General features: G+C 71.0%; 11 protein-coding genes. 4 read left to right on the top strand and 7 right to left on the bottom strand.

Annotation, left to right across the window (positions count from 1 at the left end):
- The first annotated feature begins 86 nt into the window (after nucleotides 1–86).
- Nucleotides 87–317: a DUF7455 domain-containing protein gene (locus OG746_RS14280; RefSeq protein WP_266714963.1), complete on the top strand. Its 231-nt coding sequence runs from the start codon at nucleotides 87–89 to the stop codon at nucleotides 315–317.
- A 103-nt stretch (nucleotides 318–420) separates the two neighbouring features.
- Here the strand turns inward: OG746_RS14280 and OG746_RS14275 are convergent, their stop codons facing one another.
- The 6 genes from OG746_RS14275 to OG746_RS14250 form a co-directional block, all read right to left on the bottom strand.
- Nucleotides 421–1,254: a serine protease gene (locus OG746_RS14275; RefSeq protein ID WP_266714962.1), complete on the bottom strand. Its 834-nt coding sequence runs from the start codon at nucleotides 1,252–1,254 to the stop codon at nucleotides 421–423.
- Nucleotides 1,255–1,415: 161 nt separating this feature from the next.
- Nucleotides 1,416–2,966, bottom strand: coding sequence for an RNA polymerase sigma factor (locus tag OG746_RS14270; RefSeq protein ID WP_266714961.1), 1,551 nt, complete (start codon nucleotides 2,964–2,966; stop codon nucleotides 1,416–1,418).
- A 457-nt stretch (nucleotides 2,967–3,423) separates the two neighbouring features.
- Nucleotides 3,424–4,308, bottom strand: a complete 885-nt coding sequence (locus OG746_RS14265; protein WP_266714960.1) for a FadR/GntR family transcriptional regulator — start codon at nucleotides 4,306–4,308, stop codon at nucleotides 3,424–3,426.
- A gap of 163 nt (nucleotides 4,309–4,471) precedes the next feature.
- Nucleotides 4,472–6,445: an ABC transporter ATP-binding protein gene (locus tag OG746_RS14260; protein ID WP_266714959.1), complete on the bottom strand. Its 1,974-nt coding sequence runs from the start codon at nucleotides 6,443–6,445 to the stop codon at nucleotides 4,472–4,474.
- A 225-nt stretch (nucleotides 6,446–6,670) separates the two neighbouring features.
- Nucleotides 6,671–7,432 (bottom strand): NUDIX hydrolase, encoded by a 762-nt coding sequence (locus tag OG746_RS14255; RefSeq protein WP_266714958.1) that lies wholly within the window; start codon nucleotides 7,430–7,432, stop codon nucleotides 6,671–6,673.
- 106 nt (nucleotides 7,433–7,538) lie between these two features.
- A complete protein-coding gene (locus OG746_RS14250; protein WP_524540464.1) occupies nucleotides 7,539–9,467 on the bottom strand; it encodes a glucosylglycerate hydrolase family protein in 1,929 nt (642 codons plus the stop codon).
- A gap of 199 nt (nucleotides 9,468–9,666) precedes the next feature.
- Here OG746_RS14250 and OG746_RS14245 point away from each other — a divergent pair, with 199 nt between their 5' ends.
- On the top strand, nucleotides 9,667–9,807 hold the full coding sequence (locus OG746_RS14245) for a hypothetical protein (protein WP_266714957.1): 141 nt from the start codon (nucleotides 9,667–9,669) through the stop codon (nucleotides 9,805–9,807).
- A gap of 73 nt (nucleotides 9,808–9,880) precedes the next feature.
- Here the strand turns inward: OG746_RS14245 and OG746_RS14240 are convergent, their stop codons facing one another.
- The gene (locus OG746_RS14240; protein WP_266714956.1) at nucleotides 9,881–11,344 is read right to left on the bottom strand and encodes a DUF4192 domain-containing protein; all 1,464 of its coding nucleotides are present in this window, start codon (nucleotides 11,342–11,344) and stop codon (nucleotides 9,881–9,883) included.
- A 132-nt stretch (nucleotides 11,345–11,476) separates the two neighbouring features.
- Between OG746_RS14240 and OG746_RS14235 the strand changes: the two genes are divergently transcribed.
- The gene (locus OG746_RS14235) at nucleotides 11,477–13,639 is read left to right on the top strand and encodes a RecQ family ATP-dependent DNA helicase (protein WP_266714955.1); all 2,163 of its coding nucleotides are present in this window, start codon (nucleotides 11,477–11,479) and stop codon (nucleotides 13,637–13,639) included.
- Nucleotides 13,640–13,862: 223 nt separating this feature from the next.
- Nucleotides 13,863–14,501: a hypothetical protein gene (locus tag OG746_RS14230; RefSeq protein ID WP_266714954.1), complete on the top strand. Its 639-nt coding sequence runs from the start codon at nucleotides 13,863–13,865 to the stop codon at nucleotides 14,499–14,501.
- Nucleotides 14,502–14,518 lie beyond the last annotated feature (17 nt).

The raw sequence follows: 14,518 nt of genomic DNA, 5'->3' as shown, positions 1-14,518 counted from the left end.
GAGGAAAAGCCGCGAGCGGGAACGTTTTCGGCCTGGTTGGATGTTGACCCTGGTACGACAGCTCGTCGAGCTAGAGAAGAGGCGACGTGACTACTGTTCTGACCCCCGCGACCCCCCTGACGGCCGCTGACCGCTGTGACCGTTGCGGCGCCCAGGCATATCTGCGCGTCGTTCTGATCAGCGGTGGTGAACTGCTCTTCTGCGCCCACCACGGTCGCAAGTTCGAGCCGGAACTCAAGAAGATCGCCGCTGAAATACAGGACGAGACGGAGCGGCTCACCGCCGATCCGGCAAGCGCCGAGACCGAGGAACGCTGACGCCTCGCACACACGACGAGTTAGCTCCGGCATCAGGCCGGTGATCGGGCGGCTGCCCCTGCACCCCAGGAGCAGCCGCCCGTCCTCGTATCCGCAGAACGCCTCAGGCGTGCCCCCGCAGGACCCGCAGCGCCTCCGAGGCGCGCGTGTAGACACCTGGGCTGCCGGCGCGCCCACAGCCGCTCCCCCACGACACGAGACCGATCAGCTTGCCCCTGGCGACCAGCGGACCGCCACTGTCCCCTTGGCAGGCGTCCTTGCCGCCACCGGACTCGCCCGCGCAGAGCATCGACGAGGGCTTGTACGTTCCGTCGTTGCCGCCCGGCGGATACGCCTGCTTGCACTCGGCGTCGGCAAGCACCCGCACCCGCGCGGCGTGCAACGTACGCGCGTAGTCGCCCGCTCCCGTCGTGTCACCCCACCCGTAGACGGACGCACCGGTGCCGGCCCGATACGCCGGGTGCCCCTCGTCCGCCATCGGGAGCACATCTCGCTCAGGTAGCCGTGTGTCGAGTGTGAGGACCGCCACATCGCCGGCGTTCGTCCGGCCGTCGTACGCCGGATTGATCCATTCACTGCGCACGGACACCTCGGCGCCGTCGGACGTCTCGAGATCGCCGCGGCCGACGATCGCCTTGAGGTCCCGCACCTGATCGCGCGGCACTCCGAGCACGTCCTCGCTCAGGCAGTGCGCCGCGGTGAGGACCGTCGACCGCCCGACGACCACTCCTCCGCAGAACTGACCCGCACGGGTTCCGCCGAACCGGTCACGGCTCGCGAGCGCCACCACCCAGGGGCTGTTGGAGGCATCGGCCTGATGGCCCCCGACGATTCCCTCGTCGGCGGCCGCGGACTGGGGGGAAGCCAACGGCAGCACCGCCGCCGCGGCCAGCACGGCCAGTGGAGCGGTCAGCACTCTCGCGAAAGAGCGACGCATACGGTCTCCTCACTCAGGGTTGCAACGGCACACCCAGAGTCGTTCAGCGCGACACGCCGCGCACTGTGAGGATCCGCCTGGACCCGCCGACGACGAAGGCCCGGCACCTTCCCGCGAACGGGGAAGTGCCGGGCCTTCTGAGGGCCGTACAGCGCCTGTGACTAGTCGAGGTAGTCCCGCAGGACCTGCGAGCGCGACGGGTGGCGCAGCTTCGACATCGTCTTGGACTCGATCTGGCGGATGCGCTCACGCGTCACGCCGTAGACCTTGCCGATCTCGTCGAGGGTCTTCGGCTGACCGTCGGTGAGACCGAAGCGCATGGAGACGACGCCCGCCTCGCGCTCGGACAGGGTGTCGAGCACGGAGTGCAGCTGCTCCTGGAGGAGCGTGAAGCTGACGGCGTCGGCCGGGACGACTGCCTCGGAGTCCTCGATGAGGTCACCGAACTCGCTGTCGCCGTCCTCGCCCAGCGGGGTGTGCAGGGAGATGGGCTCACGGCCGTACTTCTGGACCTCGATGACCTTCTCGGGGGTCATGTCGAGTTCCTTGGCCAGCTCCTCCGGGGTGGGCTCGCGGCCCAGGTCCTGGAGCATCTGGCGCTGCACGCGCGCGAGCTTGTTGATGACCTCGACCATGTGCACCGGGATACGGATGGTGCGGGCCTGGTCGGCCATGGCGCGGGTGATCGCCTGACGGATCCACCAGGTGGCGTACGTCGAGAACTTGTAGCCCTTGGTGTAGTCGAACTTCTCGACCGCGCGAATCAGACCGAGGTTGCCCTCCTGGATGAGGTCCAGGAAGAGCATGCCGCGGCCGGTGTAACGCTTGGCCAGGGAGACCACCAGACGGAGGTTGGCCTCCAGGAGGTGGTTCTTGGCGCGGCGGCCGTCCTCGGCGATGATCTCCAGCTCGCGCTTGAGCTTGGGAGCGAGCTTGTCGGCGTTGGCCAGCTTGTCCTCGGCGAACAGACCGGCCTCGATGCGCTTGGCGAGCTCGACCTCCTGCTCGGCGTTGAGCAGCGGGACCTTACCGATCTGCTTCAGGTAGTCCTTGACCGGGTCGGCGGTGGCGCCGGCGGCGGCGACCTGCTGGGCCGGCGCGTCGTCCTCGTCGTCGTCGGACAGGACGAAGCCCTGGCCCTCCTTCTCCTCGGTGGCCTCACCCTCGCCGGCCTTGGCGGGGGCGGGGGTCTCCTCGGTCGCATCGTCCTCAAGAAGGTCGTCGTCCTTCTTGGCGGTCTTCTTCGCGGCGGTCTTCTTGGCGACCGTCTTCTTGGCAGCGGCCTTCTTGGCCGGCGCCTTCTTCGCCACGGCCTTCGTGGCCGACTCGGCCTCCTCGTCGACGGCCTCGGCGGCCGGCGGCTCGGGAGTGGTGGTGGCGGCGACCTTCTTGGAGGTAACCGTCTTGGCCGCGACGGTCTTGGTCGCGGTGCGCTTGACCGGACTCTTGGCTGCGACGCTGCTCTTTCGGGGACGCTTGGGCTCAGCGGCACTGACCATCAGCGTCACACCCTCTTCCTCGAGGATCTGGTTGAGGCTGCGCAGAACGTTCTTCCACTGAGTGGCCGGAATCTGGTCGGCTTCGAACGCACGGCGCACGTCGTCGCCGGCGATCTGGCCATCAGCCTTTCCCCGCTCAATGAGCGCCATGACAGAGACGGATTCGGCGATCTCCGGCGGGAGCGTACGGGATGTGCTGGCCGACACGAACAACCTCTCGGAACGTTGGAAAACGGCTTCCGGCCCCGTCCTGTGTGGACCGGAGCCGACGACCGCCGGCTTGGGGATGGGCCGACGGCGCGGGCAGGAGCCTGGGAGATGGACAGCGCCACAAGCGGCTGCTGTATTCCCTCCTCGGCTGTCACCTCTTAGGTCATCGCGCTGCCCCGAGGAGCGTTACGCCCAATCTGCGTGGCCCGAGTCACACCGCGTTATCGGTCAAAGACTGACTGATACGGACAGAAAGGGTCATGCGGCTGCACTCGTCCGGGCGTCCAACGACCTCGAGGGACGGATCCCCTATAGGAGAACGAATCTTCCACCTACGCCTCGAGTCGCCGGATGGCGCCCTTCTACACATGCTCCGTGTCCACTCGTCCACGTCGCACATGCGGCACCGTCCGGCGACACATGGTTCGCCCTCCACCGCCCCGCCGCGCCTCCGGCGCGGTCAGTGCTCGCGGGGAGCCGGGACCACGCGCTCCACCTCGGGGTGGACGATGAGCAGCTGCCGCATGGCCGCCTCGGCACCCGCACCATCGCCCGCGGCGAGCGCGTCGACGATGCGCGCGTGGTGCGCGACGACCGCCTCGTTCGGACGGTCGCAGCCGATGACCGGGCCGCCGGAGACGTGCAGGGCGGCGGACACGATGCCGGAGAGGTGCTCGAGCATCCTGTTGCCCGCGAGCTGGATGAGCAGCGAGTGGAACTCCGCGTCGGCGCGCGAGAACGTGATCGAGTCTCCCTGACCCAGCGCGTGCCGCATGATCTCCACCATGTCGGCCAGGCGCTGCTGCACGTCCTCCCTGCCGTGCCCCGCGGCGAGCCGCGCGGCGAGCGGCTCGATCGTCCACCGCAGCTCGCTCAGCTCGCGCCGCTGACTGTCGCGCTGCGGCCCGAAGGCGCGCCATTCGATGATGTCCGGGTCCAGCAGGTTCCAGTCGCTGACCGGCCGCACGCGCGTGCCGACGTTCGGCCGGGCACTGACCAGGCCCTTGGCCTCCAGTACACGCAGGGACTCGCGGACGACGGTGCGGGAGACCTCGAACCGCTGACCGATCTCCTCCGGAACCAGCGGGCGGTCGGCGCCGAGGTCACCGGAGACGATCATCTGCCCGAGCTGCTGGACGAGTTGGCCGTGCAGACCGCGCCCCCGGCTGCCGCCGGCACGTCGGCCCACCCGGCCGAGATCAGGGTCCGGGCTCTCCCATGCGGGGCCGCCGACACGGTCGGCGGTCGACTCCACATAGGGATAGCGGTCGAGTTCGCCCGGTCCTGCGAGGCCTGAGTCGGCGGAGCGGGCGGCGGTCATCATGGTGTGCGCAAGGGTACTCACGGAATCTGTTGTCGGCGCCGTCCCCAACTCCCTTGAGGTCTTTGGTGAAAAGCACACGAAAGGGTGATCTCCCTCCTCGCTGCACTTGACGCCTTATCGGAAAGAAATGGGCGTTCTACGGGGAGTTGCGCTCAGCGAGGTACCGGAAGGCGTCGGCCGGTCGTCACCGCACCCGAGTACGCAGCGCTGTGAACAGATATGCGCAGAGCAGGGCACTCAGCGACAACATCAGCGCGCCGCCCACGGGTTGAGTGATCATCCGCATCCCGGCGGCGGCGAAACGCTCGATCCCGAACGGCCAGTCCATCAAGGCAAGATCACGCAGGCGTCCCGGAAGTCCCGCCGCCGTTCGCACAGATGGTCCCTCCAAGGCCTTCTGTACGAGCGGCACGATGATGATCGGCACGGCTACCACGGCGGCAAGTCCGGCCGCCGTGGACCGGAACAGACCGGACGCGAGAACACCCGCCCAGGCGCATCCGACGACCAGAGCGAGCCAACTCGTGCTCAGGGAGAGCCACTCGGCGGGAACTTGCGTGAGCTCCGATCCGTATACGAGGTAGAGCAGCGTGGCGTCACCGACGACGGTGAGGACGCCCAGGAGGAGGGCGGCCGCCGCGCCGACGAGCAGCTTCGCGGCGAGAAGTCCCAGGCGGCGGGGGACAGTTCCGCGGTCGGCTGCGAGTGCGGGGTGGTGGAATTCCTCACCGAAGGCGAAGGCGCCGAGCAACCCTGCGCCCAGGGCGGCCGGCGGCAGGGGAAGCACCTGCGGCCAGGCCGCGATCAGACGTGGCTGCGGTGTGTGTCCGGCACGTGCGAGCAGCACGGAAAGGACCGCGGAGACGGCGAGCACGAGTGCGACGGTGACGTGACCGGTGGCGATGCCGGTCGCGCGCCGCAGTTCGTAGCGCACCGGGCGCAGCGGGCCGCGGGCGGTGCGCACGGTGATCGGTGGCGGCAGCGTCGGCAGGGCGACGGACGTTTCGCGTGCGGATTCGGCCTCAAGCGCACGGCCGTTCGAAGCGGCTCGGCGCCGCGCCACCGGGGCCGACGCCGCATCGGCAAGTGGCACGAATGTGCTGGTGGGGGTGAGGGCGTTGAGGGGCGTGGCCACCGCGGGGGGATGCGCCGGGCCGTCGGTGCCGGTGCCGGTGCCGGTTTCGGCGTGGGTGCCGGTGCCGGTTTGGGCGTCGGTGCCCGCCTCGACGTCGCCACCGCCGTTGCCCGACCGGTCTTCGGTCGCGACAGATGCCGCCGCCGAAGGGCCCGCGTCGCCGATCTCGTCGGCGAGTTGGTGCACGAGGATGCCGTGCCGGAACGCGATGTCCCCCACGTCCGCGCAGGTGCTGCCGTACACCGACAGCCGACTGCCGTCCTCCGTGACCACTTCGACCGAACGTTTGGCCGTGCGCGCTTCCTTCGCCAGGAGGACGCCGAACCTCGCGGCGTGCGGGCTGCGGACCGCGATCCGGGGCCGCAGCCGGGTCCGGGCGAAGTCGGCGACGTCCTGGTCCGCCACCACCTTGCCCTCGTCGAGCGTGACGACGCGGTCGGCGACCCGCGCCGCCTCCTTGGCGTCGTCGGTGGTGAAAAGCACCGTGCCACCGAGCGCGGCATACTCCCTCAGGATGCCGTGCAGCCAGCTGCTCTCCCGGGCGGAGAGGCCGGCCACGGGATCGTCGAGCACCAGCGTGTGCGGGTCGGCGAGCAGCGCGCAGGCCAGGCCGAGCCGTCGGTCCATGCCGCGCGACAGGCTGCCCAGGCGTTCCTCTCGCAGGCTCACGAGGCCCACCACCTCGAGCACGTCGTCCGCGCGTCGCACAGGTACACCGGCCGCGGAGCAGAGCATGCGCAGGTGTCCACGGACGGTTCGGGCCGGATGGCCGGGCACGTCACCGAGCAGTACGCCGACTTCCCGCGCGGGATGAGCGATGCGGTGCAGCGGGCGGCCTCTGAAGTAGGTGACGCCACGGCCTTGTTGGAGTTCGAGCATCAGGCGTACAGCTGTCGTCTTGCCCGACCGCCGTGCGCCGAGCAGGGCGGTGACACGGCCGGCGCGCGCGTCGAAGGACACGTCGTCGACTGCGGGCGGGCTCCCCTTGCGTGCGTTACTCGTCAGTCCGGTGGCCTGGATCATCGCTTCTCTCGCAGGATGGGCGACCGCTCGGCGGCCGGGGTCCGCCCGCAGGCAGGGCGACGGGCAAACCCCTCGGGTACTTCAGCAAGATAACGCGATATTTAGCACTTTTCGGGCATCGCGCTTACGTGAGTGCCCACGATTCCGGGCCTCTTCCGGTGTCGCCGCGACCCACCGGGCGCCGCCCGCACCGCGCGTGAGGTGGCTGCCTCACCGCGGAATCGATCAGGCTTCCGGTCGCAGCATCGGCGGGTTGAGGAGCGTGGCCCCACCGGCACGGAAGAGCTGGGCCGGCCGACCACCCTGGCGGGTGGTGGTGCCGCCGGTCGGCACCAGGAAACCCGGGGTGCCCGTCACCTTGCGGTGGAAGTTGCGCGGGTCGAGGGCGACGCCCCACACGGCCTCGTAGACGCGGCGCAGCTCGCCGACGGTGAACTCGGGCGGGCAGAACGCCGTCGCGAGCGAGGAGTACTCGATCTTGGAGCGCGCCCGCTCCACACCGTCCGCCAGGATCTGCGCGTGGTCGAAGGCCAACGGCGCGGCCTGCTCGTCCTCGCGCCCATAGCCGCCGTGCTTCAGCAGCGCCTCCACCGGGGCCCACCGTGCGCTGTGCGCGTCGCCGCCGGGGCGCGGCGCGGGCAGGTCCGGGGCGAGCGCGAGGTGCGCGACGCTGACCACACGCATCCTTGGATCCCTCTTCGGATCGCCGTACGTGGCCAGCTGCTCCAAGTGTGCGCCGTTGTCCTGCGCCGGTGCCATCGGGTCGTGGGCGCACAGCCCCGTCTCCTCGATCAGCTCGCGCGCGGCCGCCGCCGTCAGGTCCTCGTCGTCCCGTACGAACCCGCCGGGCAGGGCCCAACGCCCTTGAAACGGCGGTTCACCACGGCGTACCGCCAGCGCACACAGTGCGTGACGACGCACGGTCAGCACGACCAGATCGACGGTGACTGCGAAGGGCGGAAAGGCCGACGGGTCGTAGGGCGACATGGAACGATCATAGTCGTCTGCCTGACGATAAACACTCCCTTCGCTCCCCTGCCCCGCCCTGGGTCGGGCGGTGCGCAGTGGTCCCGGCGCGCCGTGCTCCGCGCCCTCACACTCCCAACTGCAGTTCGTCCGCGGCCTCCTCCACCATGGCGAGGCCGAGCCTGCTGACGCGTACGGAGAACACCTGGCCGGCGACCCGCAGCCCGGTCAGCCCGATCTCGCCCAGCGGGGCACTGCGCATCGGCGACAGCGCCACCGTCCGGGCCGGTACGTCGGGGCGGATGCCCGCGAGCGTGGCCAGAAGGTGCACTCCGGCCGCGGCCGAGACGGCAGCGGGTCTGCACGCCGCGGGGTGTGGCAGCGGAACGCCTCCCTCGACCCGCTGCAGCCCCGCGTACATCTCGGGCAGCCGGCAGTCGAAGGCGTCGGCCGCGTCGAGGACGCCCCTGATCAGGGACGCCGCCTCCTTCTCGTACCCGGCGGCGGACAGGCCCGCGACGGCGACAGCGGTCTCGTGCACCCGCACCGCCCCCGAACGGTGCCCGAACGGGTTGTACGACGCCTCCTTCACGCCCAGACTTCTGAGCCCCCATCCGGAGTCGAGCCCCGGCCCGCCGAACAGTCTGGCGAGGTGCTCGGTCTGCACCTTGTCCAGCAGGCCCGGCGCCCACGCGCCCGAGCCGAGCAACCCGGTGTCCAGAAGGTGGGCGGCGCCGCTGCCCAGCCATGCCGACCTGCGCCCGTCCGCCGTGCGCACGGCCGCCGGTCGACCCCCGCCGCGGTCCTCGACCCAGAAATCCTCCTGGAAACGCCGCCGCAGTTCCTCGGCCCAATGGCGCAGTTCACCGCCGCCAGGTCTGTCATGGGCGTCCAACAGGTCGGCGCCGAGCAGGGCGGCCCGGTGAGCATGTGCCTGGGTCTCGCACCGCTGCGGGCCGCCCGGGCCGGGGTCCGGGATGTAGGGGCCTTCGCGCGCGGTGGTCCGCAGCCACTGCAGACAGCGCTCGTCGGCCGGCAGCAACTCCGCCACCTCGGACTCGCCCAGCCCCCAGCGTCTGGCCTCGGCGAGCAGGACCGGGAACAGGAGAGTGGCCTCGATCCCCGTGCAGCTGGGCGGCAGTTGCTCACCCGCCTGCCGCCACGGCCCCGGCAGCTTTCCGAACGCCGCTCCGGGCTCACGCAGCTGCGTACGGGCGAGCGCTCGCAGGGTGCCGAGGGCGAGCCCGGCCCCCAGCGGCAAGGCCATCCGGGCGGCCACCAGCGCCTCGGCGGGAGCCGGACCACAGCGCCACGGAGCGCCCGCGGCCGCGCAGACGTCCGACGGATGCGCGGGATCACGCACCAGGAGCGCCTGCAGGTCGGCGACGCAGGCGCGCAGCAGCGGGCCCACGCGCGGGTCGTCCCCCTGCGCCGTGGCCGGGGCGAACGGTCGGATCGCGCTGTGCCCCGCCGCCCTGCCGACACCCTCGCCGGTTGCCCGCACCTGCAGTCGCACCGTGTGCCTGCCGCCCGGCGGAAGCTCGAACTCCCAGCGCAGCAGGCCCGCGGATGCCAGGGCGTCCATCGGCGGAGGCGTCACCGTGACCAGGACGGTCGGCCCGCTGCCCGTCGGCGACGACCAACGCAGTCCGGAATCATGGACCATGGCGGGCAGTTCACGCCCGCCGTTCCCGGCCGCCACGGCGCCGAGGTCGGCGAGGTCGGTACCCAGGGCCACTTCGAGCGGCAGCCGCAGCGTCCGCTGCGCGGAGCTGTGCAGCGTGATGTCCTCCGTGCCCTCCGCGTGCCGGATCCGCTCGACGACGACGTCCGGGTCGGGCCCGGCATCCGAGGACACCCGTAGGGTCGCCGTGAAGCAGGACCGGTCCGCGGAGATCATGCGCGCCTGCACGGCGAGCGGTTCACGCCCCGCCACTCGAATCTGACAGCGCGACAGCAGGCGTCTGCCCCGGTGGTAGAAGCCTTCAAGCCCTTGCCCCGTCAACTGGCCCTGGCCCGAGGAGATCGCGAGTCCGGGCAGGGCGACACAGATCAACGCCTGGTGAACCGGGGCGAGTTCCGTACTCCGCCGCAGCGCACGGGCCGGTCCCGTCGAAGGAGCCTGGAGACCGGGGTGGCCCGGCGGCGTACGCGGTCGCCCTTGCGCAGGATCGGGCGGCACGGCACCGGGGGTCCGATGCGGGGCCGTTGCCCTCGGTGCCTCACGGACCGCCAGGAGGCGACGGGGCTCGTCAGTGTCACGCACCGTAGACGCGTACTGCGGCGAAGCGTCGGACGTCATCTTCGCTCCTCTCCCGCTGCGGGTACGGCACGCGGCCGACCTGCCCTGCACCTCGGCGGCGCGGCCCGGCCGCCGCCACCGCTCCACGAGATGAACGGGGCGCGCCCACTCCAAGTAACGCCACAGGGTCGCGAAGCGAGAAAGGGGTCCTGCTGGGCAGCTGGTCCTCATCCGTCGCCCCTGCTCCGGTGGCGCCTGGGGCGGCGGAACTCCGTCGGCCGCCGAGGTGCACGCGCACCCGCCCGCGCAGGGCGCGTCCCGGCTCCGGGACGCCGCTCACCCCGCCGGCGCAGGGCGGCCTCCAGGCCACGGGCGGCACGGGACATACCTGGATCGGCGGCGCCTCCGGGGACGGCCACCGCCGAAGGTCGAGGTCCGTCGATTCCGCCCGCACTCGTGGCTTCGCCCTCGGCTACCCCGGTCGGTGTGTCCGATGCCGATTCCGGGTCCAGGCCCAGGTCCGTGTCCAGATCCAGGTCGGTGTCCAGGTCCATGTCCAGGTCCGGGTCCGTCCGCTTCGCCCGCAGGATGCGTCGCACGGGCTCGGGGTCGAGCCCGTCGGCCCGTGCTTCGTTGAGCAAGCGGGCGAACACGTAGCGCGGGTCGGCGCCGAGGGCCATCTCCAGTGCCTGGTCCGCCTCAACGGTGTCGCCGAGCGACCAGGCCACCCAACCCACGAGTGCCAGCGGCGCGGCGGCGTACTCCCCGTAGGAACCGACGCACCGGCGCGCCAGCGCCCGCCACAGTCGCAGGGCGTGGACGGCCTCCTCGCCTTCCATCCACTCCGCCGCCCGGTCTCTGGTCATCCGGTCCTGGATGCCGAGAATCAGCGACGCGGCCTCGTCGTGCGCCAGCAGTTCGTCGTCCTTCAGGTCGGCCGCGAGCGCGTCGACCGCCCCCGGCGCGTCCGCGAGGCGCCGCATGACCAGGCGGGCCAGATCCAGCGTCTCCGTCTCCACCTCCTTGCGGGGAGTCCCCTCGAGGATCCTCGGCACGAGCTCCATCGCCGCCGCGTCGAGAGCACGCGTCTGATCCGTGACGAGCGCTGTCTCCCAGGGGGCCAGGCGCGCCCTCATCCTCCCCAGCGACCCTCGTACCTGAATGCCGGCGAAGGCCGCCGTGGCGGCCATCACCGAGGTGCCGTCGGTGGCGATCGCGTTGCCCTCCACCGGGCAGCACTCGGCGCGTGCGCAGCAGTAGGACCAGTACCTGCCCTCCGAGAGGCACAGCGCTTCCGTGACCGGCACGTCGAGACCTCCGCACTCGGTGCGGAGCAGCTGCGCCAACGGCCTGAGCTGCTGCATGATCTGCCGCCCCGCGCCGGGGCCCGGGGTCGGGGCGTCCTGGCAGAGGAACGCGACGACGCTGTCGGGGTGGCCGTCCCTGCGCTCGCACTCGCCGATCAGGCACTGGGCCATCTGTCGCGCCACGGCCTGCCAGTCCTCGGTGCGCTCGGGAATGCCGAGGCGCACCCGACCGCCGAAACGCCCCTTGTGCAGGGCGACCAGGACGATGCTGTCGTCGGGTCGGAACCCGAGCAAATACGGGAGTGCTTCGGCGAGTTCGCCTGCCGTGCGGAGGGTGATCTTTGCTTCGCCGGTCATCCCGGCCGGCTCGCTGTGATTCGTCATGGGCCGACCATGCCCCGGAACACGATACTCCGGTTCGTCCTGTGGATAACCTCGATCAGGGACACGACAGGAGTTGTCCACAGTCGGCGAGCTCGTTCGCGTGATGTCAGTACGATCGGGTTGCATGGGGGCATGAGCAACGAAGAGCTGCGGACAGCCGCCGATACCGTTCTCGCCCGTCTCGTCGGCGATCCGAGCGGCAAGGCCAGACTGCGTGAGGACCAGTGGCGCGCCATCGAGGCCCTGGTCGCCGACCATCGGCGGGCCCTCGTCGTGCAGCGCACCGGCTGGGGCAAGTCCGCGGTGTACTTCGTCGCGACCGCGCTGATCCGCCACCGCGGCGGCGGCCCGACCGTGATCGTCTCCCCGCTGCTCGCGCTCATGCGCAACCAGGTGGAGGCGGCGGAGCGTGCGGGCATTCGCGCCCGCACCATCAACTCGTCGAACACCGAGGAGTGGGACACCGTGCGGGCCGACGTGGCGGCCGGCGAGGTCGATGTGCTCCTGGTCAGCCCGGAGCGGCTCAACAATCCCGACTTCCGGGACAACGTGCTGCCCCAACTCGCCGCGGCCACGGGCCTCCTCGTCGTCGACGAGGCCCACTGCATCTCGGACTGGGGGCACGACTTCCGGCCCGACTACCGCCGCCTGCGCACGATGCTGGCCGAGCTTCCGCAGGGCGTTCCCGTCCTGGCGACGACGGCGACTGCCAACTCTCGTGTGACGGCGGACGTGGCCGAACAGCTCGGAACCGGATCCGGCTCGGACGCCCTGGTGCTGCGCGGCCCGCTCGACCGCGAGAGCCTCAGTCTCGGGGTCCTGCGGCTGCCGGACGCCGCACACCGCTTGGCCTGGCTCGCCGACCATCTGGACGACCTTCCGGGCTCCGGGATCATCTACACCCTCACCGTCGCCGCGGCCGAGGAGGTCACGGCCTATCTCCGTCAGTGCGGCCACACCGTGTCCTCGTACACAGGGAAGACGGAGAACGCCGACCGGCAACAGGCCGAGGAGGACCTCCTGGCGAACCGCGTGAAGGCGCTGGTCGCCACGTCGGCGCTCGGCATGGGCTTCGACAAGCCGGACCTCGGGTTCGTCGTCCACCTGGGCTCCCCGTCCTCGCCGATCGCCTACTACCAGCAGGTGGGCCGTGCCGGGCGTGGCGTCGATCACGCGGAGGTGCTGCTCCTGCCCGGCAAGGAGGACGAGGCGATCTGGCGCTACTTCGCCTCGCTCGCCTTCCCTCCGGAGGAGCAGGTGCGGCGCACGCTGGACGTGCTCGCGCAGGCCGACAGGCCGCTCTCCCTGCCCGCGCTCGAGCCCCTGGTGGAGCTGCGCCGCTCACGCCTGGAGACCATGCTCAAGGTCCTCGACGTGGACGGCGCGGTGCACCGGGTGAAGGGCGGCTGGATCGCCACCGGGCAGCCCTGGGCCTACGACACCGAGCGCTACGCATGGGTCGCCAAGCAGCGCGAGGCCGAGCAGCAGGCGATGCGGGACTACGCGACGACGGACGGTTGCCGTATGGAATTCCTGCGCCGTCAGCTCGACGACGAGGAGGCGGCCCCGTGCGGCCGCTGCGACAACTGCGCGGCACCGCGGTTCTCCGACACTGTCTCGCCCGAGGCACTGAACTCGGCGCGCGGTGAACTCGGGCGCCCCGGCGTCGAGGTGGAGCCCAGGAAGATGTGGCCCACCGGCCTCGCGGCCGTCGGCATCGAGCTCAAGGGCCGCATCCCTGCGGGAGAGCAGGCCGGGACCGGGCGGGCGCTCGGTCGTCTGTCGGACATCGGCTGGGGGAACCGGCTGCGCCCCATGTTCGCTCCGCAGGCCCCGGACGGACCGGTGCCGGACGACGTCGCGGGAGCCGTCGTCGACGTGCTCGCCGACTGGGCCAAGGGGCCGGGCGGCTGGGCGTCCGGTTCCGCCGATGCCTCGCCGCGCCCCGTGGGCGTGGTGACGATGGCGTCCTACACCCGCCCGCAGCTCATCCAGTCCTTGGGCGCCGGCATCGCACAGGTCGGCCGCATGCCGCTACTCGGCAGCATCTCGTACGCGCCCGGCAGCGACACCGCACACATTCCGCGCAGCAACAGCGCACAGCGACTGCGCGCCCTCGACGGCACGTTGACGCTCCCGGCCGAGCTGTCCGAGGCACTCGCGCGCGCGGGTGGCCCGGTTCTGCTCGTCGACGACTACACGGAGACCGGCTGGACGCTGGCCATGGCCACCCGGCTGCTACGCAGGGCGGGAGCCGAGGGCGTGCTGCCACTGGTCCTGGCGGTACAGGGCTGAGGAACGCGTAGCGATCCAACCTTTGGGCAGGGATATTGGCGACGCATCGTCAGATACAGGAACGCGGTCCCAATTGCTCGTTGCCGTCTGCCACTACGACGGGAAGAATTGGAGCTGCTCCCCGCGCGGCTCCCCGTGATCCGGTGGACGGTAGAGCTGTGTCGCGGTGCGCTCCCCAGTCCGACCCCGCCCTCAGTGTGGGCGTGTAGCCGAAGGGAGGACCGTGACCTTCGGATTCGCTCCGTCCTCGGTGGCATCGATGTCCGCGTCCTTGATGCGCGCCGAGAGGTCCGCCGATTCCGTCAACCGACCGACAAGGCTGCTCGATCCCGCGGAGTGGGCGGCAGCCAGCATCCCACTGCTGCGCAACCCGCGCGAGGTCGTCAGCGGGCTGCACACCCGCCACCGACCGATCCCACAGACCGTCGTCATAGCCGTGCTCGACCCCGACGAGCGACTGCGGGCCAGCGCCTCGTTCGTGCGCCGCGAGAGCACCACCGACGGCTGGACGTTCCGCAACGCCCTGCTGTTCCAGCTGCGCCGGGTGATCCCGCACGACCTGCGCCGACGCACGCCGGTGCGCACCGCGGTGATGCTGTACTGCCGCGAGGGGGACACCCGTTGGACAGAAGAGGACGGGGCCTGGATGTGGGGACTGCGTGACGCGTGCACCCTGCACGGCCTGCGCTGCGGCGCGTACATCACGATGACGCGGGACGGCTGGCAGGTACTCGGAGAGGGCAGGGCCGGTCGGCGCCCGAGCATGGGCTCAGTGGCCGAGGCCCTGGGTGCCGAGGAGCCGTCGGCGCCGCGCACCGGCGGCGCCGCGACGGAGGTGCTCCGCCGCGCCGCTGCGCGCTGAACGGCACTGCGGCCGTC

It is taken from the genome of Streptomyces sp. NBC_01016 (assembly GCF_026341035.1).
Lineage (GTDB): Bacteria > Actinomycetota > Actinomycetes > Streptomycetales > Streptomycetaceae > Streptomyces.
Note: the sequence above shows the minus strand (reverse complement) of the source record. Positions and strands in the feature narration are given on the sequence as shown.

What these genes read in the sequence shown, in the direction of transcription:
- OG746_RS14240 (WP_266714956.1), bottom strand. Translation starts at nt 11,344, where the DNA reads ATGACGAATCACAGCGAGCCGGCCGGGATGACCGGCGAAGCAAAGATC.
- OG746_RS14260 (WP_266714959.1), bottom strand. Translation starts at nt 6,445, where the DNA reads ATGATCCAGGCCACCGGACTGACGAGTAACGCACGCAAGGGGAGCCCG.
- OG746_RS14235 (WP_266714955.1), top strand. Translation starts at nt 11,477, where the DNA reads ATGAGCAACGAAGAGCTGCGGACAGCCGCCGATACCGTTCTCGCCCGT.
- OG746_RS14255 (WP_266714958.1), bottom strand. Translation starts at nt 7,432, where the DNA reads ATGTCGCCCTACGACCCGTCGGCCTTTCCGCCCTTCGCAGTCACCGTC.
- OG746_RS14275 (WP_266714962.1), bottom strand. Translation starts at nt 1,254, where the DNA reads ATGCGTCGCTCTTTCGCGAGAGTGCTGACCGCTCCACTGGCCGTGCTG.